Source organism: Actinoplanes sp. NPDC049548 (assembly GCF_040676695.1).
Taxonomy (GTDB): Bacteria; Actinomycetota; Actinomycetes; order Mycobacteriales; family Micromonosporaceae; genus Actinoplanes.
Genome location: NZ_JBFAPM010000004.1, coordinates 337,504 through 356,901, shown reverse-complemented (window position 1 = coordinate 356,901; position 19,398 = coordinate 337,504). Strand labels below are relative to the sequence as shown.

Genomic DNA, 19,398 nt, shown 5'->3' with positions numbered 1-19,398 from the left:
ATTCGAGTTGAAAGGACCCTGTGAATCGTATGCCGGGGACGTGAGCTGCGCCGCCCCTCGGCCGACGGCCCCGCACTTCTGTCAGAGGCAGGACGTACGCTCGACGCACCGCGAACGTGAGAGGGGCCCAGATGGACGTCGGACTGAAGCGCGAGCTCGAAGCCAAGGTCTACGCCGGTGAGCGGCTGACGCGCGAGGACGGCATCGCCCTCTACGACTCCGACGACCTGGCCTGGCTGGGGCGGCTGGCGCATCACAAGCGCACGGAGATGAACGGCGACCGGGTGATGTTCAACGTCAACCGGCACCTCAACCTGACGAACGTGTGCTCGGCCAGCTGTGCGTACTGCTCCTTCCAGCGCAAGCCGGGGGAGAAGGACGCGTACACGATGCGCATCGACGAGGCGGTCCGCAAGGCCAAGGAGATGGAGGACGAGCAGCTCACCGAGCTGCACATCGTCAACGGCCTGCACCCGACGCTGCCCTGGCGCTACTACCCCAAGGTGCTGCGCGAGCTGAAGGCGGCACTGCCCAACGTCAACCTCAAGTGCTTCACGGCGACCGAGGTGCAGTGGTTCGAGAAGATCAGCGGCCTGCCCGCCGACGAGATCCTCGACGAGCTCATGGACGCCGGCCTCGAGTCGCTGACCGGCGGTGGCGCGGAGATCTTCGACTGGGAGGTCCGCCAGCACATCGTCGATCACAACTGCCACTGGGAGGACTGGTCCCGGATCCACCGGCTGGCACACCAGAAGGGCATGAAGACCCCTTCCACCATGCTGTACGGCCACATCGAGGAACATCGCCACCGGGTCGACCATGTGCTGCGCCTCCGCGAGCTGCAGGACGAGACGGGCGGTTTCGCGGTCTTCATCCCGTTGCGCTACCAGCACGACTTCGTCGACTCGGCAGACGGCAAGATCCGCAACCGCATCCAGGCCCGCACGACGATGGCGGCGCCGGCCGAGTCCCTCAAGACCTTCGCGGTGTCCCGGCTGCTGTTCGACAACGTCCCGCACGTGAAGTGCTTCTGGGTCATGCACGGCCTGTCGGTGGCGCAGCTCTCCCTGAACTTCGGCGTCGACGACCTCGACGGCTCGGTGGTCGAATACAAGATCACCCACGACGCCGACTCGTACGGCACGCCGAACACCATGCACCGCGGCGACCTGCTCGACCTGATCTGGGACGCGGGCTTCCAGCCGGTCGAGCGGAACACCAGGTACGAGGTCGTCCGCGAGTACGACAAGCCCACGTCCCTGGCCGAGCGGCGCAGCGAACCGCAGCAGGTGTGGGCCTGACGGAGTCCCGGACCGGCATGCGCTGACGAGTTCTGCCTCCTGGCGTCCCGCTTCGGGGCGGGGCTGCCTCGTGTTCCTCCTGGCCCTCGGGCCGGACTTCGAGGGGTCGTTCGTGGCGGCGTACCCTCGTGGTTGTCATGGCCGAGACTCAGAGTGCGCGCCCTCCGCGCCGAGATGCGGACGGGCGGTTGGCGACCGTTCAGGACCTGCTCGGTGTGGCGCTGGGTGGACTGGTGGCCGGGCTGGTCATCCTGCTGCTCTTCGAGGGTGTGATGTCGCTCGTGCGCGCCTCCGAGTTCGGGAGGGCCAACGGGTGGATCGCCATTGTGCTGCCGGTGTGGTTGTTCACTGAGGAGTTCCGGGCGGCCGGCTTCGGGGCGTACCGGATCGTGGTCGGGGCTTTGGGAGCGGGTTTCGGGGTCGCTGCCGGAATGACGCTCGCCGGGCTCGCCGCCCCCGTCTTTCCCCCGCTGGTCAGCGGGGCGGTGGGCGCGCTCGGCCTCACCGTCGTCTACTGCCTGGTCTGGTTCTACGGCCTCCGGTGGCTGAGCCACCGGGCGGGCTGACAGGAGTTTTGTGATGAGTCCCGCCCTCAAGTACACGCTCGGCCGCCTAGGGCTGTTCGTCGTGGTGTTCGTGCTGCTGCTGCCGCTGCCGCTGAACCCCCTGGTCACGGCGATGATCGCGTTGGTCGCGTCGGCGGGGTTCTCGTACTTCCTGCTGGCGAAGTGGCGCAACGAGATGGCCGAGCAGCTCGGGACGGTCGCGCAGCGGCGGGCGGCGGAGAAGGAGCGCCTGCGGGCCGCCCTGGCCGGTGACGAGGCCGCGGCCGCCGCCGGCGACCGGGCCGCCGAAGCAGCCCCGGCCGCAGCGGCGCCGGCCGCAGTGTCCGCCGCAGCGCCCGCCGATGCCGCGTCGGCCGCAGCGCCCGCCGATGCTGCGTCGGCCGCAGCGCCCGCCGAGCCGACCCCGGCCGGGGACGCTGCCGAGGGTGGCGCCGGCGCGGCGGCGGAGCTCCCCGGGAAGGGTGACACCAGGACCGCGTGACGGTCATCATGTCGACGTAGGGGGCACTTTGGCATGACCCGGCAGGCGCCGGTTTGATTGCCAAACGTCGATACCGGGTGGTGCAGTGACGGGGCCAGGACCCCTCTGACACCCGGAGGTCGTTCATGAGACGACGTCTCACCGGTCTGGCCGCGGCTGCCGCCGCCGGCCTCGCCCTGATCGCCGCATCCGCCGCCACCGCGCAGCCCGCGACCGCGGAACTGCGTGCCGACAGCTCGGCCCAGTACGAGATCTACGACGTGCGTACCCTCGCGCAGCGCAACACGATCGCCAGCACCGGCGCCGCCATCGACGCGGTCGAGCACGCCGTCGTCGAGGTGACCGCCACCGCGCAGGAGGTGAAGGCGCTGCGGTCGCTCGGCTTCACGGTCAAGAAGATCGAGGCGACCGGCGCGAGCGGCGACGTGTCCACCCGGGACTTCCCGTCGCGTGACGCCGCCTACCACAACTACTCGGAGATGATCGCCGAGGTCAACACGGTCGTCGCCCAGTACCCGGCCATCGCGAGCAAGCGGGTGCTCGGCAAGACGTACCAGGGTCGCGACATCGTCGCGGTCAAGATCTCGGACAACGTCGGTACGGACGAGAGCGAGCCCGAGGTCCTCTACGACGCCAACCACCACGCGCGCGAGCACCTCACCGTGGAGATGGCCGTCTACCTGCTGCACCTCTACACGGACAACTACAACAGCGACACCCGCATCCGGAACATCGTGAACAGCCGCGAGATCTGGATCATCCCGTCGGTCAACCCGGACGGCGCCGAGTACGACATCGCCACCGGCAGCTACCGGTCGTGGCGCAAGAACCGCCAGCCCAACACCGGATCCTCGTACGTGGGAACCGACCTGAACCGCAACTACAGCTACCGCTGGGGCTGCTGCGGTGGCTCGTCCGGCAGCCCGTCCTCGGAGACCTACCGTGGCCCGTCGGCCTTCTCGGCCCCCGAGACCCGGGTCGTCCGCGACTTCGTGCTGAGCCGTGTCGTCGGCGGCGTCCAGCAGATCAAGGCCACGATGGACTTTCACACGTACTCGGAGCTGGTGCTCTGGCCGTTCGGCTACACCACGGCGAACACCACCACCGGCATGACCGCCGACCAGTACAACACGTTCGCGACGCTGGGCCGCCAGATGGCCGCCACCAACGGCTACACCCCCGAGCAGTCCAGCGACCTCTACATCACCGACGGCGACCTGCTCGACTACCTCTGGGGCACGCACAAGATCTTCGCGTACACCTTCGAGATGTACCCGACCAGCTCGGCGGGCGGCGGCTTCTACCCGCCCGGCAGCGTCATCACCCGCGAGACCACTCGTAACCGGGAAGCGGCACTGCTGCTCGCCGAGGTGGCGGACTGCCCGTACAAGGTGATCGGCAAGGAGTCCACGTACTGCTGAGGCCGCCCACGACTACCTGCCATAGCTCCCAGCTATGGCAGGTAGGCGCGCGTCATAGGTGTCGGCGCACCTCTGCGGCGAACTGCGGCAGGCCGGTTCGCTCCAACATCGCCAGTACGCCGGCCACTGACTTCGGCTCCCGTCGGTGTGCTGCAGCCTGAGCGCGAAGGGCATGCAGGGTCACGCCCGGATAAAGATCCAATTGATCCAGGAGGAAGTCGTCGGGGTGGACCGCTGCGATGTCATAGGGCTCGAGTGCTGCCGTCGAGAAATCCTTCAGGTTGAAGGTCACGATCACCTCGGCGTGGGCGCGAACCGCAGCGGCCAAGACGTGCCGGTCCTTGAGATCGTTGGTCATCCCGGCGATCAATGATTCGTACCCGGTGACCATCGCGTCAGGGAAAGACGTCGTCATCTGCACTATGCGACGGTCGACTCTTTCTGCCGGCAGGTCCCGCTTCACGAGATTCCGGTGCAGTTCGGTCATGACATCCCCGGACCACAACGGCCGGAACGCTTGCGCTTCGGCGAGACGGAGCAGGGTGTCGCAAAGGCTGGCGGGAAACAGGACGCAGGTATCGAGGAAGGCGGGGAAGGCCATTGACGACGCTCGCTATCCGAGGTCCCCGGGCGTCTTGGTGATGGTGTACAGATCCATGTCCTCCGCATCGGCCGTCATCTCGTCCAAGGTTCGGCGACGTTCGGCCCGCATCCGGTCCTGGTAATCGATGACGTCGCGAAGCATGACGCGGCGATGCCGTCCACGCATCGTGTGCGGAATCTGTTCCTCGTTCAACAGTCGGATCAGTGTCGGGCGGGAGATGTTGAGCAGGTCGGCGGCCTCTTGGGTGGTGAGCATCGTGTTCCGGGGGGCGATGGAAATCGCTACTCCCTGCGAGAGCGCACGGACCACATCACGGAGGAGGCCGTACAGCTCTTCAGGTAGTTCAAGCTCAGAGCCGTCGGGGCCGATCAGGCGTGCCTTGCCGGGCCCGATGGGCTCGGCGAGCCCGCTCGCGAACCGGCTCAGCGAGGAGAGGTCGTCAGGCGGCATGACGGTGCGCTCGTGCAGTGCGGACGGCATGCCTCAAGCCTACGCCTATTCGAAAAAAACGAAAGCTCAGTGGTCGACGTCTCCCGCGCTTCCGGGGACCGCGTGGGATAGCGTCGGGGGGACCGCGTCGCAGCGAAGCCGGTGGGATTCCGGCGCTGTCCCGCAACTGTGAAGTCCTGTTCTCAGGCAAGCCAGGTCGCCTGCGCGCCGGTCGCGATATCGCGCTCTCGACGGAGGAGCGCCTCGCGGGCCGGGACCCCGGTCGGCGATGTCCGGCAGGAGGACCAGGATGAAACGGGTGTGGAGTGCCGCGGTCGCGGTGACTGCGTTGCTGCTCGCGGGTTGTGGTGGCGGGGGCGCCGGGTCGGATGCGCAGCCGGCCGCGAGTACGGGTGCGAGCGAGGCCGCGTTTCCGGCGTCGGCGGGTGGGGTGACGCTTGACCGTCGGCCCGCGCGGATCGTGTCGCTGGCGCCTACCGCTACCGAGATGCTCTTCGCGATCGGTGCGGGGCCGCAGGTGGTGGCCGTCGATGACCGGTCGACCTATCCGGCGGACGCGCCTCGGACGGACCTGTCCGGGTTCAAGCCGAACGCGGAGGCCATCGCGGCGAAGAATCCCGATCTTGTCGTGATCTCGGACGATCTCAACAAGATCGTGGAGCAGCTCGGGAAGCTGAAGATTCCGGTGCTGCTGGCGCCGGCGGCGCAGAAGCTGGACGACTCGTACGCCGAGATCGGTCAGCTGGGCACGCTCACCGGTCACCCGGCGGAGGCGTCGGCCCTGGTCGAGCGGATGCGGACGGACATCGACAAGATCGTCAAGGGGGTGCCGGCCCGGTCGGCGCCGCTCAGTTACTACTACGAGCTGGATCCGACCTATTACACCGTCACGTCGCAGACCTTCGTCGGGTCGATCTTCGCCCGGTTCGGGCTGACGAACGTCGCGGACGGCGCCAAGACCGCGTATCCGCAGCTGTCCCAGGAGGCGCTGGTCGCGGCCGATCCGGACATGATCTTTCTGGCGGACGGCAAGTGCTGTGCGCAGTCGCCGGCCACGGTCCGGGCACGCAAGGGCTGGTCGGGCGTGACCGCGGTGAAGACCAACCAGATCGTGGCGCTCGACGACGACATCGCCTCGCGCTGGGGACCCCGCGTCGTCGACCTGGTCCGGGCGGTTGCGGACGCGGTGGCCAAGGCCCCGGCGTGACGGACCCCGGCCCAATCGGCGCGGCGGAAAGAGGCCCGCGGGAAGAGTGCGCGCGGGTTGAGGGCGCGCGGGAAGTGGGCGCGCGGGATGAGGGCGCGCCGGATGTGGGCGCGCGGGATGTGGGTGCGCCCAAGGCGAGACCCCATGTCCGACCCGCGCGGCTGCGGGTCGCCTGGCTGGCCGGGGGCGTGCTCGCCGTGGCGGTCGCGCTGGTCGTCGGTGTCGCGGCCGGGCCGGTCACCCTTCCCTTCGCGGGCGTCGCGGCCGAGCTTCTCGATCTCCTTCCGGGGGTACGGCTGCAGAGCGGCCTGACCCCACGGGAAGTAGCCATCATCACCGAGCTGCGCCTGCCCCGCGTCGTCCTGGGCCTGCTGGTCGGCGCCCTTCTCGCCCTGGCCGGCGCCGCATACCAGGGGGTGTTCCGCAACCCGCTCGCCGATCCGCACCTGCTCGGTGTGGCGGCGGGGGCCGGGCTGGGCGTCACTGTCGTGATCGCCGGAAGAGGGGGGCCCGGCGATGTCACCGGGAGCCTGCCGATCGGCGTACCGTTGGCGGCTTTTGTGGGTGCGGTGAGCGCCGTCGTGCTGACGTGGCTGCTCGGTGGGGCCGGTGGCCGCGCGCGTACGCCTGCGACTTTGATCTTGTCTGGGGTGGCGGTTTCCGCGTTCTTGTCGGCGGCTCAGACGTTTCTCATGCAGCGGCATACCGAGTCGATGCGGGAGGTGTACGCCTGGCTGCTCGGCCGCCTCGCCACCGCGGGCTGGCATGACGTGCTGATCGTGCTGCCGTACGCGGTGGTGACCGGCCTCATCGTGCTCGCCCACCGTCGGGAGCTGGACGTGCTGACCGTCGGGGACGAGGAAGCGACCAGTCTGGGGCTGCATCCGCAGCGCAGCCGCTACCTACTGGTGGTGGCCGCTTCGCTGGGCACTGCCGCGGCCGTGTCGGTCTCCGGCCTGATCGGGTTCGTCGGCATCATCGTGCCGCACACGTTGCGGCTGCTCGCCGGGCCGAGCTACCGGTCGATCCTGCCGCTGTCGGTGCTCTTCGGCGGGGCGTTCCTGGCGCTGACCGACCTCGTGGCGCGGACCGTGGCCGACCCGGCGGAGATTCCGATCGGGGTGGTGACGGCGTTCTTCGGTGCCCCGTTCTTCGCCGTGGTGCTGCGGAGGACGCGGGCATGATCTCGGTTTCCGGGCTGCGGGTGCGGCTGGGCGGCGCGCTGGTCGTCGACGGGGTGGATCTCGACGTGGCCGACGGCGAGTGGGTCACGATCATCGGGCCGAACGGTGCCGGCAAGTCGACCGTGCTGCGGGCGGTCGGCGGGCTCGTCGCGTACGAGGGAACGGTTCTGCTGGGTGGGACGGCATTGGACCGGTTGCCGCGGCGGGAGCGGGCCCGGACGCTCGCCACCGTGGCGCAGTCGCCGGTCGTGCCGCCGGCGATGCTCGTCTACGACTACGTGCTGCTCGGACGGACGCCCTACATTCCCGCGCTGGGCCGCGAGTCCGACTCCGACCTGGCGGCGGTCGACGAGGTTCTCGGGGCGCTCGACCTGCACCCCTTTGCGGGGCGGCGGCTGGAGACTCTCTCCGGCGGCGAGCGGCAGCGCGTCTTCCTGGCGCGGGCGCTCGCTCAGGGCGCCGGGATCCTGCTGCTGGACGAGCCGACCAGCGCGCTCGACATCGGCCATCAGCAGGAGGTCCTGGAGCTTGTGGACCGGTTGCGGGCCGAGCGGGGGCTTACCGTGCTCGCCACCATGCACGACCTGTCGACCGCCGGCGAGTACGCCGACCGCATGGTGCTGCTGGCGGCCGGCCGGGTCGTGGCCAGGGGAACGGCGCGGGACGTCCTCACCGAGGAGCTGCTGGCCGAGCACTACCGCGTACGCGTCAAGGTCTTCGACGGCGGGCACGGGCCGGTCGTCGTACCGGTCAGGCGGTGACGCTCTGCAGCAGGGCGAAGAGGCCGCCCTGGGGATCCTCGAGCACGGCGTAGCGGCCGATGGGCACATCCGACGGCGGGCGCGCGACCTGGGCGCCGAGGGACTGCGCGTACGCGGCCGACTCGTCGCAGTCGGCCGTAGCGAAGTAGACCATCCAATGCGGGGGCAGGTCCTGCGGCCAGGTGGCGTCCATCATCCGCATGCCGGCGACGGTCTTGCCGGCCAGCTCCCAGACGAGGTACGGCAGCCCCTGTACCGAGATCTCGCGCGCCACCCAGCCGAAGACCGCGCCGTAGAAGGCGGCCGACCCCTCGACGTCCCGGGTGGCGAGCTCGTTCCAGGCCAGGGCGCCCGGCACGTCGAAGACGTCGGCGCCCTTCATGCTGCCGGGCTGCCACACGCTGAAGGGGGCCCCGGCCTGGTCCAGGAAGGCGGCCATCCGGCCCTGGTACATGACGTCGAAGGGCGCGACGAGCACCTTGCCGCCGGCCGCCTCGACCCGGGCCGCGACCGCGTCGGCGTCGTCGGTGGCGACGTACGTGCTCCACGCCGTCGGCTGCCCCTCGCCGTAGAGCGGCCCGGCGCCCGCCGCGGCGCGTCCGTCGAGGCGGAAAGTGGTGTAGCCGCCGTACTCCTCGCCGGACACGTCGGCCTCCCAGCCGAACAGCTCGGTGTAGAAGCGGGTCGCGTCCTCCAGGTCCGCTGTGCCCAGGTCGACCCAGTTCGGCACACCGGGCGTCGGATGGGTCATGAAGGGCTCCTCGGGCTACGGCAGACGACAGACGAATCGTTGCACCGCGATGCCTGGTACGAGGCCGCTCAGTCGGAAGTTCAACTGAACCGCCGACCCTCGTCGCGGCGATAGGCCCATGCGGCCACCCCAGCGAGGGCGGCCGTCCAGATGAGCAGGGCCGCGATCGATGCCGGTTGCAGCGGGAAGTCGCCGACGGCCGCCCACATGAGGCGTACGGCCGCGCCGGTGGGCAGGTAGGGCGCGATGACCTCGACGAACCCGGGTGCGCCGCCCGGGGCGGTCATCAGGCCGCCGCCGAACGCCAGCGGGAAGAACAGCACCTGGGCCAGCACGATCGCGGCCTTGGCCGGCAGCGAGTAGCCGATCGCCAGCCCCATGAGCGTGAACGGCACGGCGGCGGCCACCACCGCCCCGAGCGCCGCCAGGAAGCCGCCCGCGCTGACGCTCGCCTCGGTCGCCACCGCCGCGATCACGACGACCGGGACCAGCGACAGGACCATGAGGACGAGCCCGGCCAGGATGCGGCCGAGGAAGCGGGGTGCGGCGCCGGCCGGGAGGGTGCGGGCGTACGGGTCCCAGGGCTGCGCGCGGTCCTCGGCGACGCCGATGCCGTACTGGAAGAGGTTGGAGGTCATCACCACGAACGTCACCATCGAGGCGGTGGCGTAGGTCGCGTAGGTGCGGTCGTCGCCGACGAACGGCACCACGAAGAAGATCATCGACGCGGCCGGGAAGAAGGCGCTGCCGATCAGCGCCATCGGGATGCGCAGGGTCTCGAGCAGCTGGAACCGGGCGTGGGTCAGGGCGAGGGACGACACGGCTCTCCTTCAGGCGGCGGTCAGGGTGAGGAAGGCTTCCTCCAGCGACGTGGGTCGGACCTCCAGGTCCTGGAACGGCACGTCGTGCGCGATCAGGTCGCGGACCAGGCGGTCCGCGTCCGGCGTCAGCAGATGAGTGCGGTTCCCGTCACGCTCGGTGCCGATCACCCCGGGAAGATCCGGTACGGGTACGGCCAGAGTCAGGCTCACGCGCCGGATCGCGACCATTCCGCGTACGGCCGCAACGGTGTCGTCGGCGAGCACCCGCCCGCCGCCGATGACGACCACCCGGCTCGCCAGCGCCTCCACCTCCTCGAGGTAGTGGCTGGTCAGCACCACCGTGCCACCGTCGGCGTGGAACTTGCGGATGCCGTCCCACAGCGCGTGCCGCGCCTCGACGTCGAGCCCGGTGGTCGGCTCGTCGAGGAAGACGATGCGCGGGCGGCCGACGAAGGCGAGGGCGACGGCCACCCGCCGCTTCTGCCCGCCGGAGAGCCCGCCGGTCTGGCGCCTGACCAGGTCCTGCAGGCCGAAGCGGGCGAGTAGCTCGGCCTTGCCCAGCGGGTCGGGGAAGTGCGCGCGGACGAAGTCGACCACCTCGCCCACCCGCAGCGCCCCCGGCAGCCCGGTCTCCTGGGGCGTGACGCCGAGCGCCCGCCGGGTGGCCGGGTCCTGCGGGTCCCCGCCGCACAACTCGACGCGGCCCGAGGTCGGCCTCCGTACGCCGGTGAGCAGCGAGACCAGCGTGCTCTTCCCGGCGCCGTTGGGCCCGAGCAGGCCGACGAGCTCTCCCGCGTGGACGTCGAGGTCGAGGTGGTCGAGGGCGAGCACGGTGCCGTACCGCCGGGTGACGTCCATCGCGCGGGCGAGCATCATCGGCCCTCCTCCGGTTCGAGCAGCGCGCGTACGGCCGCGGTGTAGTCCTCGAAGGCCAGCCGCCCGCGGCGGGTGAGGTGCACGAGGGTGGCCGGGGTGCGGCCCTGATGCGTCTTGACGACCTCGACGTATCCGGCGTCCTCGAGCTTGCGCAGGTGGACGGAGAGGTTGCCGGCCGTCATCCGCAGGATGTCCTGCAGCCGGGGGAAGGCGATGCTGTCGCCCTCGCGCAGTGTGGACAGCGACGAGACGACCCGCAGGCGGGCCTGGGCGTGGATGACCGGGTCGAGCTCCGGCACCGCGTCGCTCATCGCGGCATCCGCAGCCACGAGACGAGGCCGACGACCAGCGCGTGCCAGCCCGCGCCGAGGATCACGCCGACGACATTGATGACGCTGATGAAAGCACCGAGGCGGAACAGCGTGCGGTCATCCCAGAGCGCGCCGCCGGCCATGTGCAGGGCGCCGGTCAGGGCGGTCATGGTGCCGGCGTAGACGAGGTTGGCCAGGCCGGTCGGCAGCTGGTCGCCGATGCGGTTGAGGACGGAGATCATGCCGGCGAAGGCCAGGGCCCAGGTGAGCCCGTACATTCCGCCCTGACGGGAGCTCGGGCCGGTGACCTGCCGGGCCGCGCGGGCGCCCACGATGCCGGTGATCGTTCCGGCCGTCGCGATCAGAGCGAGCAGGAAGACCAGCGGCAGCCACGGCGGCATGGCGACCAGGACCCGGTCGTCGGGGCCGTAGCGCAGGAAGAACACCGTGAAGCCGAGGAGCCAGGCGATCCCCCACGGCCAGAGCAGGAGCCGGGGATCGGGAACGATCCTGCGCACCATGGCGGCCTGCTCCTGCTGGATGAGGACGAGAGGGTCACGGGGTGGCTGTTCGTCGTCGACCATGCAAAGCACTTTACCGCGCAAAGTCAAAGAACTTTGTGCCATAAAGTTGATCTCGGTTAGCATCTCGGCCATGGGGGACCTGGTGTTGCGAACCGCCGAGCCGCGCGAGCTCGGCGCCGTCCTGCGTTTCTGGGGCGGCGCCGCCGAGAACGCGAGCCGCCCGGCCGACACGCCGGCCGCCGTCGCGGCGCTGCACCTGCGCGATCCCGACGCGCTCATCCTGGCCGTCGACGGCGACGAGATCGTGGGCACGGTCATCGCGGGCTGGGACGGCTGGCGCTGCCACCTCTACCGCCTCGCCGTCGCCCCGTCCCGCCGCCGGACCGGCATCGGCCGCGCCCTGCTCGCGGCCGCCGAGCAGCGCTGCCGAGCCCTCGGCGGCATCCGCATCGACGCGATGGTCCTCGATGACAACGAGGCCGCCCACGCCATCTGGGCGGCCCACGGCTACCACCGCCAGGACGACTGGTCCCGCTGGGTCAAACCGCTGTAACGATGCACGCCGACCGCCCGGTCTCCGCCGAGCTGCTCGCGGTCCGGCACCTGGCCGACCCTGTCGACCCGCTCGTCCGGGCGGTGGCCGCGGCCCGGCCGGCCCTGGCCGCGGACCCGCATCCGAGGGTACGAGCTCAGGCCCGCAACGCCTCCGGCAGCGGGGCGGCGTGGACCACCGACAGCCGGGACACGGCCCGGGTCAGCACCACGTAGAGCCGGTGCAGTCCGCGGGGCTCGGCGGCGACGATCTCCGCGGGCTCGACGACGATGACGTGGTCGTACTCGAGGCCCTTGACGATCGTGGCCGGCACCACCGTGACGCGCGCCTCGGAGTCGACGTCGTCCGGCGTCGCGGCCTGCAGACCCGCGGCGGCGAGGTGAGCACGCAGCCGGTCCACCGTGGCGTCCGCCGCGATCACCGCCACCGAGCCCTCGTGCTCCAGCGCCGCGGTCACCTCCACGAGCGTCGCGCCGTCGACCTCGGCCGGATCGGTCAGCGCCACCATCGCGAGGTCGCCGTCGCGGCGCAGCGAGACGGCCTCCGGCACGTCCACCCCCAGCGCGGGCAGCAGCCGGTTGGCCAACGCCACGACCGCCGCCGGTACGCGGAAGCCGACCGTCAACGGCACCACGGCCGCGTCCGGCTTGCCGAGATGAGCCAGCGTGTCCTTCCACTGCGCGGCCGCCCACGGCGCGGTGCCCTGCGCCAGGTCGCCGAGCAACGTGATCGACCCGTGCTCACTGCGCCGGGCGATGGCCCGTGCCTGCATGGGCGACAGGTCCTGCGCCTCGTCCACCACCACGTGCCCGAAGCTCGTCTGACGTTCCAGCAGCCCGGCCGCCTCGTCGAGAAGCAGCAGGTCGGCGGCGCTGAACCGGGCCGACTTCGGCGTCTTCGGCGCCTTGGGCCACAGCAGCGCGGCCTGCTCCTCGGCGGTGAGAACGCCGTCCGCCGCCGACGCCAAAAGCTCCGCGTCGGTCAGCACCGCGACGACCAGCGCCTCCGGGGTGAGCGCGGGCCACGCCTTGTCGAGGAAGTCGCGGACCGGCGCCACCTTCGCCATCTTGCGCAGCCAGCCCTCGCTCGGCGAGTTCCCGGTGCGGTACTCCGACTGCCGCTGCAGCAGGCCGACCACGCGGGCGCGGACCCGCTCGCGGCCCACCGCGTACGGCAGGCCCTCGCGGCGGGCCTCGTCCACGGTCCGGCGCAGCGGTTCGACGTCGATGCGCCACCGGTACGAGCCGTCCGACACCATGATGGGCTCAGTGGGCTTGACCAGCCTGCTCCACACCGCACGGCGCAACACCTCGGCCATGCGTACGTCGTGCTTCAGCAGCACGGCCGCCTCGCTGTCCCGGCCCTTCACCGGTACGCGCGCGATCAGGTCGTCCACGGTGGACTGCTGCACGTCGACCTCGCCCAGCGCCGGGAGCACCGCCGCGATGTACGACAGGAACGCGGTGTTCGGGCCGACGATGAGCACTCCGGAGCGCTTCAGCCGTTCGCGGTGCACGTACAGCAGATAGGCGGCCCGGTGCAGCCCGACCGCGGTCTTCCCGGTGCCGGGCGCGCCCTGCACGCAGATCGAGTCCTCGAGCTCGGCCCGAACCAGCTCGTCCTGCTCGGGTTGAATGGTCGCCACGATGTCGCGCATGGGCCCGACGCGCGGCCGCTCGATCTCGGCGGTGAGGATGCGACTCTTGGTGCCCAGTTCCTCGCCGCGGTCCAGATGCTCGTCCTCGAAGCTGGTCAGCTCACCCTTGACGAACCCGAACCGCCGGCGCGTCGACACCCCCTGCGGGTCGCGCACACTGGCCCGGTAGAACGACTGCGACAGCGGCGCCCGCCAGTCGAGCACCATCGGCTCCCCGGCATCATCGGTGACGTGCCGCCGCCCGATGTGGTACGCGGACTCCTCGATGTCGAGCTTGCCGAAGAACAGGGGAGTGGTCGGGTCGTCCGCCAGCTCGGCCACCCGGCGCGAAAGGGCCCGGCCCAGCGTCTCGGCGGCGAAGGCGTCGCCGGCGACGTCGGCGGAGGACGAGAAGAGCGACTCGGCCCGGCCCCGCATCCGGGCCAGGGCGGCGCGGGAGTCGGCCAGATGCCGTCGCTCCGCGGCGAGATCGTCGTCGAGGTCGGTGTGGGCAGGCAGCGTCATCCGAGGAACCTTTCGGCGTCGGTGTCTGTGTTCGGCTGACCTGGGCCGCCCGGCGCTCCGTCAAGGTGCGGTGTCGGCAGTGCCCGGTTGAAAGCGCGCGGTCCCCGCGGGCGAGCCCACCAGGGTACGCGAAGGCCCGTCGCCCCCACGACCGAATTAACGCGGGATCATCTAGGCATGGCTGAGCAGGAGACCCGCGTCAGGATCACCGAACCGCACGTGATGCGGGCGCTGGCGCATCCCGCGCGCATCGCGATCGTCGAGCACCTCACCAGCACCGGTGAGGCGGTGACCGCCACCCAGTGCGCGGGCCTGGTCGGTCTGTCGCCGAGCGCCACCAGCTATCACCTGCGCGAGCTGGCCAAGGTCGGCATGGTCGAGCAGGCGCCGAGCCGGGGCGACGGCCGCGAACGGTTGTGGCGCAGCACCACGTCCGGCTTCAGCGTCGAGGGTGACCTCGGGGAGCCGGAAACGCGGAGAAGTCAGCAGGCGCTTGTCGACGTCTTTCTGTCGCGGGACTTCACGCGGCTGCGCGAATGGGTCGCGCGACAGCACGAGGAGCCCGAGGCCTGGCAGGAGGCCGCGACCCTGTCGAACTCGATGCTGCTGGTCACGGCGGCCGAGCTGACCGAGCTGAACGTGCGGATCCAGGAGCTGATCGAGCCTTACCGGCGACGGGAGCGGATAACCGGCGCGCCGTCGGACGCCCGGCCGGTAGCCGTGCATTACGCGGCCTTCCCCGTCGAGGAGGGGTTGCCACCGCAGATGTGAAGGAATATTTTCGAAGTATGTCCTTCATATCTGCGAGCCGGTGGCGCGACGTCTACGTGGCCGCCGCGGCCCGAGGCGTCTCGGCGTGCGGTGACTTCCTCGCTGCCACGGCGCTCGCCCTGGTCCTGCAGCAAGCCGGGGCGGGTGGGCTCGCCGTGTCCGGGCTGATGCTGGCGGCGAGCGCGCCGCTGGCTCTGCTGGCGCCGATCGCAGGACGGATCGCGGACCGGGCGGACAGCCGCACGGTGTTGGTCGTCGCCGGGATCGCGCAGACCGGAGTCTGCGCGATGCTGGCCTTCACCTCCGCCCCCGCGGTGATCATCGCTCTCGTGGCCGTGCTGGCCTGCGGGCTGGCGGTCACCCAGCCGACCCTCGCCGCGCTGCTGCCCGCAATGGTCCGCCGGGAGGACATGGCCCGGGCGAGCGGCATCAACCAGACCGCCGCCATGATCGGCGTGCTGGCCGCTCCGGCACTCGCCGGCGTGCTGGTCGGGCAGTTCGGCGCCCGGGTGCCGCTGCTCATCGACGCTGGCAGCTATCTCGCGCTGGTGGCGGCCGGACTGCTCATCCGCACCCGCCGGGCGACGACGGCCCGAGCCGCGAAGGTGCGGTGGAGAGTGCGGGATGACAGCGTGATCGCCGTCATGATCGGGGCGCTGGCCGCGACGGTCGCCGGGGTCGGAGCGATCAACGTCATCGAAGTGTTCTTCATCCGCGAGACCCTGCACGCCTCCACCACCATCTTCGGCCTGGTCGCGGCGAGCTGGTCGGCCGGTGCGCTGATCGGCGCGGCGATCCTCGGGCGGAGGGAACGCGGCCGCGCCGGATCGGTACGCCTGGTACGTCTCACGCTCCTGCTCATGGCCGGCTGCTGCACCGCTGTCGTCGCGGCCGCCGGGGTCTCGCACGCGCTGCTCATCGTTCCCCTCTGGCTGGCCGGAGGGTTCTGCAACGGCGGCCTGAACGTGTACACCAGCGTCGTCGTCGCCGAACGGGTTCCCGCCGCCGCGCGGGGACGCGCCTTCGCCACGATGAGCTCGGCGACGCAGGGTGCCGGCATGATCGGTTTTCTCGTGGGCGGACCCCTGGTCGAGGCATTCGCACCCCGGCCGCTGGTCGCCGCCGCGGGAGTGGCCGGCCTGGTCGCGGTCCTGTGCTGCGTGGCCCCCGTACGCCGGGCCGGACGTGAGATAGCTCCCTCCCAGACCTTGGGAAGGCCGCATCCGGTCGCCGCCGGGGATAGCGTCGGAGCATGAGCGACGACGTAGTGCAGCGCCCCCGGGTCGGGCACATTCAGTTCCTCAACTGCCTGCCCATCTACTGGGGTCTGATGCGTTCCGGCGCTCTGCTCGACGTCGACCTGCAGAAGGACACGCCCGACCGGCTGAACGCCGCGCTCGTCGCCGGTGATCTCGACATCGGGCCGATCTCGCTGGTGGAGTATCTGCGGCATGCCGACGAGCTGCTGTTGCTGCCGAATCTCGCGGTGGGCAGCGACGGTCCGGTGCTCTCGGTCAACCTGGTCTCCACGCGGCCCCTCGGGGAGCTGGACGGCCGCCCGGTCGCGCTGGGGTCCACCTCGCGGACCGGGGTGCTGCTCGCCCAGATGATCCTCACCGAGCGGTACGGCGCCGACCCTGAGTACTTCCGGTGCCCGCCCGAGCTCAACCAGATGCTGCTGGAGGCGGACGCCGGCGTGCTGATCGGCGATCCGGCGCTGCGTGCCCTCTACGAGGCGCCGGGGCTCGGGCTCGAGGTGACCGACCTGGCTCAGGCGTGGAAGGAGTGGACCGGGCTGCCGATGGTCTTCGCGGTCTGGGCGGTGCGCAAGGACTTCGCTGCCGCGCAGCCGGGGGTCGTCAAGGAGGTGCACGAGGCGTTCCAGCGGTCCCGGGATCTCTGCCTCGACGAGCTGGACGCGGTCGCCGAGGCGGCCGCCCGGTGGGAGCCGTTCGACGCGGCCACCCTCGCCGCGTACTTCCGGGCGCTCGACTTCTCCCTGGGTGAGCGTCAGATCGCCGGGGTGCGGGAGTTCGCCCGGCGCGCCGCCGCACGGGGTGAGGCGCCGCCGCTGCCGGCCGATGGGCCGGTCTTCGCTCAGGTCTGATTTTCTGGGCGCTCGGGGGTGGTGCTGACGCCGGGGGGTCCCCTAATCTGCCGCGGACCTCTTCCTTGATCACTAAGCGGTGGCCATGCGTCTGCACACCTTCCTGGGCCGGTTCGCCCTGTCCCTGGCCCTTGTCGGCCTCGCCTCGATCGGCTCTGCCCTGCCCGCGCAGGCGGATCCGGAGGAGGAGCGCGCCGAGGTCGAGGTGTTCGTCCCGGACCGGATCGTCACTCTCGACGGCAAGGCGAAGACGGTCGAGTTCCAGGTCTTCAACGTCGGTGGGGTGCCGGCGGAGGGCGTACGGGTCGAGTTCACCGACGACGACGGGTCGCCGATTCCGGCCTCCGTGGGGTTCACCGCGCCGGAGGGCTGTGCGCCCGACGGCTGTGACGTGGGCGAGCTGGCGGTGGGTGCGCGCAAGTCGTACAAGTTCCAGGTGCGGCCGACCGCCGACCTGCCGGAGCTCGGCGAGACCGTGACCGTCAGCGCGCGGGACGGCTCGGGCGAGTCGGTCAGCCTGGCGCACGTGTCGGTGCTGCGTGCCGAGGCCGGCGTCGACCTGGAGGTCGGCACCATCGAGGACATGAAGGTCGCACCGGGCAAGTCGGCCACGGTGCCGGTGGTGGTGCGCAATGCGGGCAACAGGCCCGTGGAGGGTCTCGCCGTCATCCTGGCCGGCGCGCCGTTCCTCAGCTTCGCGAGCACCTACAGCAACTGCGTCAAGGTCGATGAGCTCTTCGGCGTGGCCTGCGTCTTCGAGCAGACCCTCGGCGCGGACGAGGTCTTCACCCTCTCCGCCGCGACGCCGATGCGGGTCAAGGTCGCCGCGAACGCCCCCGGCCCGGGTGAGTACTTCGCCGGCGCGATCGCCACCGGTCTGGACGAGGACTCCGACCTTGCTCTGCTGGCCGCCCGGGAGCGCGCGTCCACCGCGAAAGCGCCGCTCAAGCTCGTGCCGGTGAACCAGCGGCGGTCCTCGGCTGCCGAGGGGGAGCTCAACGACTGGGACAACATCGCCTCGTTCTTCGTCAAGGTGTCCAAGAACCCGGCGGACAACGTGGCGGTCGGTGCGACGTTCACGGGTGCCGTGGGCGATACCCGTACCGTCAAGGTCGGCGTGCGCAACGACGGCCCGGCGGCGATGCTCGGGCCGCTGCAGGGATGGATCTCCTTCAGCAAGGTCCGCATCCCGGCCGGCGTGGAGCTGACCAAGGTCGACCGGGACTGCATGGCGGTGGTCGACGGGAAGCCGGTCGGCGACGACGGCGGCGAGGTGCACGGCCGTGACTACGTCTGCATCGCGATCGAGAACCTCGGCAAGGGTGAGCAGGCGGTCTTCTCCTTCACCGGCACGATCACCGGCGCGTCCTCCGCGGGGTCGGTCACGGTGGACGGCGGCGAGCAGGATTCGAAGAAGTCGAACGACGTCGCGCAGATCGCGGTGCAGCTGACCGCCGGCGGCTCCGGCGGGGGTCTCCCGGTGACCGGCGCGCCGGCGGGACTTCTCGCGGGAGGTGGCGCGCTGCTGCTGGCCGCGGGCGCGGCCGCCTTCGTCATCGCCCGGCGCCGCCGGATCGTCACGGTCGCCGAGTGACCAGCGATCCGTCCACATCGGCCAGGGAGGGCACGCCGGCCTGGGCCATCGTTCGCGCGAGATCGTCCCGATAAAGATCAAGAAGATTCCGTACGCCCTCAGCGCCGCCCGTAGCGAGCGCCCAGAGCACCGGCCGCCCGATGAGCACGGCGCTCGCCCCCAGCGCCAGGGCGGTCAGCACGTCGGCGCCGGTGCGGATCCCGCCGTCCACCAGAACCGGGACCCGCGCCGCCACCGCCGCGACCACCGCATCGAGGGCATCCGCGGATGCCACGGCCCGGTCCAGCTGGCGGCCGCCGTGGTTGGAGACGATCAACCCTGCGGCTCCGGCCTCGACGGCGGCGACGGCGTCCTCCGGCCGCAGGACGCCTTTGACCAGGACGGGCAGACCGGAGAACTCGGCGAGCCAGCCGACGGCGTCCGCGCCCAGCGCCGGGTCCTGCCGCTGCTCGAGGGGCCGGACCGCAGGCGCGGCGTCACCGGCCTCCGGCAGCGCGTTGCGATACACATACGGGGCGTCGGCGGTCAGCACGATCGCGGACGCCCCACGGCCGGCCGCGTCCCGCACCTGCGCCTCGGTGAGTGACCGGTCCCGCAGCACGTACGCCTGGAACCACCACCGGTCCGACTCGATCATCCGCCCGGCCCGCGACGACTGCACGAGCAGCGACCCGGCCGCGGCGACGCCCCGAGCGGTCGCGACCTCGCCCTCGGGATGCGCCAGGGTGTGCAGGGCGGTCGGCCCGGCCAGCACGGGCACGGCAAGCTGCGTGCCGAACAACGTGGTCGACGTGCTCACGGAGGAGACGTCCTGGAACAGCCGCGGCAGGAACCGCCAGGCTCGCCACGCGGCGGCGGCCTCGTCCCGGCTGATGCCCTCGCCGGCTCCGGCGGAGTAGTAGTGGAAGACAGACGCGGGCAGCACGGCCCGCGCCTGCTCCTGCAGGTCCATCG

The 19,398-nt window shown here is 71.0% G+C and carries 20 protein-coding genes, 1 pseudogene and 1 riboswitch; of the genes and pseudogenes, 12 read left to right on the top strand and 9 right to left on the bottom strand.

All coding sequences use genetic code 11. From position 1 onward, the window contains the following. The first annotated feature begins 131 nt into the window (after window positions 1–131). From mqnE to AB0J80_RS11455, 4 genes and pseudogenes are all read left to right on the top strand, one after another. Window positions 132–1,301: an aminofutalosine synthase MqnE gene (gene mqnE / locus AB0J80_RS11470; RefSeq protein WP_364703437.1), complete on the top strand. Its 1,170-nt coding sequence runs from the start codon at window positions 132–134 to the stop codon at window positions 1,299–1,301. Between the two features lie 137 nt (window positions 1,302–1,438). After that, a complete protein-coding gene (locus AB0J80_RS11465) occupies window positions 1,439–1,867 on the top strand; it encodes a hypothetical protein (RefSeq protein ID WP_364703435.1) in 429 nt (142 codons plus the stop codon). Window positions 1,868–1,880: 13 nt separating this feature from the next. Next, the gene (locus AB0J80_RS11460) at window positions 1,881–2,348 is read left to right on the top strand and encodes a DUF4229 domain-containing protein (RefSeq protein ID WP_364703432.1); all 468 of its coding nucleotides are present in this window, start codon (window positions 1,881–1,883) and stop codon (window positions 2,346–2,348) included. A 125-nt stretch (window positions 2,349–2,473) separates the two neighbouring features. Next, a pseudogene (locus AB0J80_RS11455) lies at window positions 2,474–3,766 on the top strand (M14 family metallopeptidase); the annotation flags it as partial. A 55-nt stretch (window positions 3,767–3,821) separates the two neighbouring features. On the opposite strand, the gene AB0J80_RS11450 reads toward AB0J80_RS11455, so the two are convergent. Together AB0J80_RS11450 and AB0J80_RS11445 are read right to left on the bottom strand one after the other, a co-directional pair. Beyond that, window positions 3,822–4,370 (bottom strand): PIN domain-containing protein, encoded by a 549-nt coding sequence (locus tag AB0J80_RS11450; RefSeq protein ID WP_364703429.1) that lies wholly within the window; start codon window positions 4,368–4,370, stop codon window positions 3,822–3,824. Window positions 4,371–4,382: 12 nt separating this feature from the next. Further along, entirely contained in the window at window positions 4,383–4,853 is a 471-nt protein-coding gene (locus AB0J80_RS11445; RefSeq protein ID WP_364703426.1) for a helix-turn-helix domain-containing protein, read from the bottom strand. 102 nt (window positions 4,854–4,955) lie between these two features. Beyond that, a riboswitch (cobalamin riboswitch) is annotated at window positions 4,956–5,015 on the top strand. A gap of 97 nt (window positions 5,016–5,112) precedes the next feature. Here AB0J80_RS11445 and AB0J80_RS11440 point away from each other — a divergent pair. The 3 genes from AB0J80_RS11440 (at window position 5,113) to AB0J80_RS11430 (ending at window position 7,975) form a co-directional block, all read left to right on the top strand. After that, the gene (locus AB0J80_RS11440; protein ID WP_364703423.1) at window positions 5,113–6,030 is read left to right on the top strand and encodes an ABC transporter substrate-binding protein; all 918 of its coding nucleotides are present in this window, start codon (window positions 5,113–5,115) and stop codon (window positions 6,028–6,030) included. 104 nt (window positions 6,031–6,134) lie between these two features. After that, the gene (locus AB0J80_RS11435; RefSeq protein ID WP_364703723.1) at window positions 6,135–7,214 is read left to right on the top strand and encodes an iron ABC transporter permease; all 1,080 of its coding nucleotides are present in this window, start codon (window positions 6,135–6,137) and stop codon (window positions 7,212–7,214) included. Then, window positions 7,211–7,975 (top strand): ABC transporter ATP-binding protein, encoded by a 765-nt coding sequence (locus tag AB0J80_RS11430; RefSeq protein WP_364703421.1) that lies wholly within the window; start codon window positions 7,211–7,213, stop codon window positions 7,973–7,975. Before AB0J80_RS11435 ends, AB0J80_RS11430 begins: the two co-directional genes overlap by 4 nt. On the opposite strand, the gene AB0J80_RS11425 is transcribed toward AB0J80_RS11430, so the two are convergent. From AB0J80_RS11425 to AB0J80_RS11405, 5 genes are all read right to left on the bottom strand, one after another. After that, the gene (locus AB0J80_RS11425; RefSeq protein ID WP_364703418.1) at window positions 7,965–8,726 is read right to left on the bottom strand and encodes a VOC family protein; all 762 of its coding nucleotides are present in this window, start codon (window positions 8,724–8,726) and stop codon (window positions 7,965–7,967) included. The genes AB0J80_RS11430 and AB0J80_RS11425 overlap by 11 nt on opposite strands. 80 nt (window positions 8,727–8,806) lie before the next feature. After that, on the bottom strand, window positions 8,807–9,547 hold the full coding sequence (locus AB0J80_RS11420) for an ABC transporter permease (protein WP_364703415.1): 741 nt from the start codon (window positions 9,545–9,547) through the stop codon (window positions 8,807–8,809). 9 nt (window positions 9,548–9,556) lie between these two features. Beyond that, window positions 9,557–10,423 carry an ABC transporter ATP-binding protein gene (locus AB0J80_RS11415; protein WP_364703413.1) on the bottom strand — a complete coding sequence of 289 codons (867 nt, stop codon included), beginning with the start codon at window positions 10,421–10,423 and terminating at the stop codon, window positions 9,557–9,559. Then, window positions 10,420–10,734, bottom strand: a complete 315-nt coding sequence (locus AB0J80_RS11410; protein WP_364703410.1) for a transcriptional regulator — start codon at window positions 10,732–10,734, stop codon at window positions 10,420–10,422. The genes AB0J80_RS11415 and AB0J80_RS11410 overlap by 4 nt, the downstream gene beginning before the upstream one ends. Further along, window positions 10,731–11,318, bottom strand: a complete 588-nt coding sequence (locus AB0J80_RS11405) for a transporter (protein WP_364703408.1) — start codon at window positions 11,316–11,318, stop codon at window positions 10,731–10,733. Before AB0J80_RS11405 ends, AB0J80_RS11410 begins: the two co-directional genes overlap by 4 nt. 70 nt (window positions 11,319–11,388) lie before the next feature. Between AB0J80_RS11405 and AB0J80_RS11400 the strand changes: the two genes are divergently transcribed. Next, window positions 11,389–11,811 (top strand): GNAT family N-acetyltransferase, encoded by a 423-nt coding sequence (locus tag AB0J80_RS11400; protein WP_364703405.1) that lies wholly within the window; start codon window positions 11,389–11,391, stop codon window positions 11,809–11,811. 136 nt (window positions 11,812–11,947) lie between these two features. Here AB0J80_RS11400 and AB0J80_RS11395 read toward each other — a convergent pair whose 3' ends face one another. Continuing rightward, the gene (locus tag AB0J80_RS11395) at window positions 11,948–13,972 is read right to left on the bottom strand and encodes an AAA family ATPase (RefSeq protein ID WP_364703402.1); all 2,025 of its coding nucleotides are present in this window, start codon (window positions 13,970–13,972) and stop codon (window positions 11,948–11,950) included. A gap of 177 nt (window positions 13,973–14,149) precedes the next feature. On the opposite strand from AB0J80_RS11395, the gene AB0J80_RS11390 reads away from it, so the two are divergent. The 4 genes from AB0J80_RS11390 (at window position 14,150) to AB0J80_RS11375 (ending at window position 18,444) form a co-directional block, all read left to right on the top strand. Further along, complete coding sequence (locus AB0J80_RS11390) at window positions 14,150–14,743, top strand: helix-turn-helix domain-containing protein (RefSeq protein WP_364703399.1); 594 nt, start codon at window positions 14,150–14,152, stop codon at window positions 14,741–14,743. A gap of 17 nt (window positions 14,744–14,760) precedes the next feature. Continuing rightward, complete coding sequence (locus tag AB0J80_RS11385) at window positions 14,761–15,999, top strand: MFS transporter (RefSeq protein WP_364703397.1); 1,239 nt, start codon at window positions 14,761–14,763, stop codon at window positions 15,997–15,999. Continuing rightward, window positions 15,996–16,850 carry a menaquinone biosynthesis protein gene (locus tag AB0J80_RS11380; RefSeq protein WP_364703394.1) on the top strand — a complete coding sequence of 285 codons (855 nt, stop codon included), beginning with the start codon at window positions 15,996–15,998 and terminating at the stop codon, window positions 16,848–16,850. The genes AB0J80_RS11385 and AB0J80_RS11380 overlap by 4 nt, the downstream gene beginning before the upstream one ends. 85 nt (window positions 16,851–16,935) lie before the next feature. Continuing rightward, a complete protein-coding gene (locus AB0J80_RS11375; protein WP_364703392.1) occupies window positions 16,936–18,444 on the top strand; it encodes a hypothetical protein in 1,509 nt (502 codons plus the stop codon). Here the strand turns inward: AB0J80_RS11375 and AB0J80_RS11370 are convergent. Next, a complete protein-coding gene (locus AB0J80_RS11370) occupies window positions 18,428–19,396 on the bottom strand; it encodes an alpha-hydroxy-acid oxidizing protein (protein ID WP_364703389.1) in 969 nt (322 codons plus the stop codon). The genes AB0J80_RS11375 and AB0J80_RS11370 overlap by 17 nt on opposite strands. Window positions 19,397–19,398: the final 2 nt, after the last annotated feature.

What these genes read in the sequence shown, in the direction of transcription:
- mqnE (WP_364703437.1), top strand. Translation starts at nt 132, where the DNA reads ATGGACGTCGGACTGAAGCGCGAGCTCGAAGCCAAGGTCTACGCCGGT.
- AB0J80_RS11445 (WP_364703426.1), bottom strand. Translation starts at nt 4,853, where the DNA reads ATGCCGTCCGCACTGCACGAGCGCACCGTCATGCCGCCTGACGACCTC.
- AB0J80_RS11440 (WP_364703423.1), top strand. Translation starts at nt 5,113, where the DNA reads ATGAAACGGGTGTGGAGTGCCGCGGTCGCGGTGACTGCGTTGCTGCTC.
- AB0J80_RS11450 (WP_364703429.1), bottom strand. Translation starts at nt 4,370, where the DNA reads ATGGCCTTCCCCGCCTTCCTCGATACCTGCGTCCTGTTTCCCGCCAGC.
- AB0J80_RS11380 (WP_364703394.1), top strand. Translation starts at nt 15,996, where the DNA reads ATGAGCGACGACGTAGTGCAGCGCCCCCGGGTCGGGCACATTCAGTTC.
- AB0J80_RS11430 (WP_364703421.1), top strand. Translation starts at nt 7,211, where the DNA reads ATGATCTCGGTTTCCGGGCTGCGGGTGCGGCTGGGCGGCGCGCTGGTC.
- AB0J80_RS11405 (WP_364703408.1), bottom strand. Translation starts at nt 11,318, where the DNA reads ATGGTCGACGACGAACAGCCACCCCGTGACCCTCTCGTCCTCATCCAG.
- AB0J80_RS11425 (WP_364703418.1), bottom strand. Translation starts at nt 8,726, where the DNA reads ATGACCCATCCGACGCCCGGTGTGCCGAACTGGGTCGACCTGGGCACA.
- AB0J80_RS11410 (WP_364703410.1), bottom strand. Translation starts at nt 10,734, where the DNA reads ATGAGCGACGCGGTGCCGGAGCTCGACCCGGTCATCCACGCCCAGGCC.
- AB0J80_RS11375 (WP_364703392.1), top strand. Translation starts at nt 16,936, where the DNA reads ATGCGTCTGCACACCTTCCTGGGCCGGTTCGCCCTGTCCCTGGCCCTT.
- AB0J80_RS11390 (WP_364703399.1), top strand. Translation starts at nt 14,150, where the DNA reads ATGGCTGAGCAGGAGACCCGCGTCAGGATCACCGAACCGCACGTGATG.
- AB0J80_RS11465 (WP_364703435.1), top strand. Translation starts at nt 1,439, where the DNA reads ATGGCCGAGACTCAGAGTGCGCGCCCTCCGCGCCGAGATGCGGACGGG.
- AB0J80_RS11400 (WP_364703405.1), top strand. Translation starts at nt 11,389, where the DNA reads ATGGGGGACCTGGTGTTGCGAACCGCCGAGCCGCGCGAGCTCGGCGCC.
- AB0J80_RS11385 (WP_364703397.1), top strand. Translation starts at nt 14,761, where the DNA reads ATGTCCTTCATATCTGCGAGCCGGTGGCGCGACGTCTACGTGGCCGCC.
- AB0J80_RS11370 (WP_364703389.1), bottom strand. Translation starts at nt 19,396, where the DNA reads ATGGACCTGCAGGAGCAGGCGCGGGCCGTGCTGCCCGCGTCTGTCTTC.
- AB0J80_RS11415 (WP_364703413.1), bottom strand. Translation starts at nt 10,423, where the DNA reads ATGATGCTCGCCCGCGCGATGGACGTCACCCGGCGGTACGGCACCGTG.
- AB0J80_RS11460 (WP_364703432.1), top strand. Translation starts at nt 1,881, where the DNA reads ATGAGTCCCGCCCTCAAGTACACGCTCGGCCGCCTAGGGCTGTTCGTC.
- AB0J80_RS11395 (WP_364703402.1), bottom strand. Translation starts at nt 13,972, where the DNA reads ATGACGCTGCCTGCCCACACCGACCTCGACGACGATCTCGCCGCGGAG.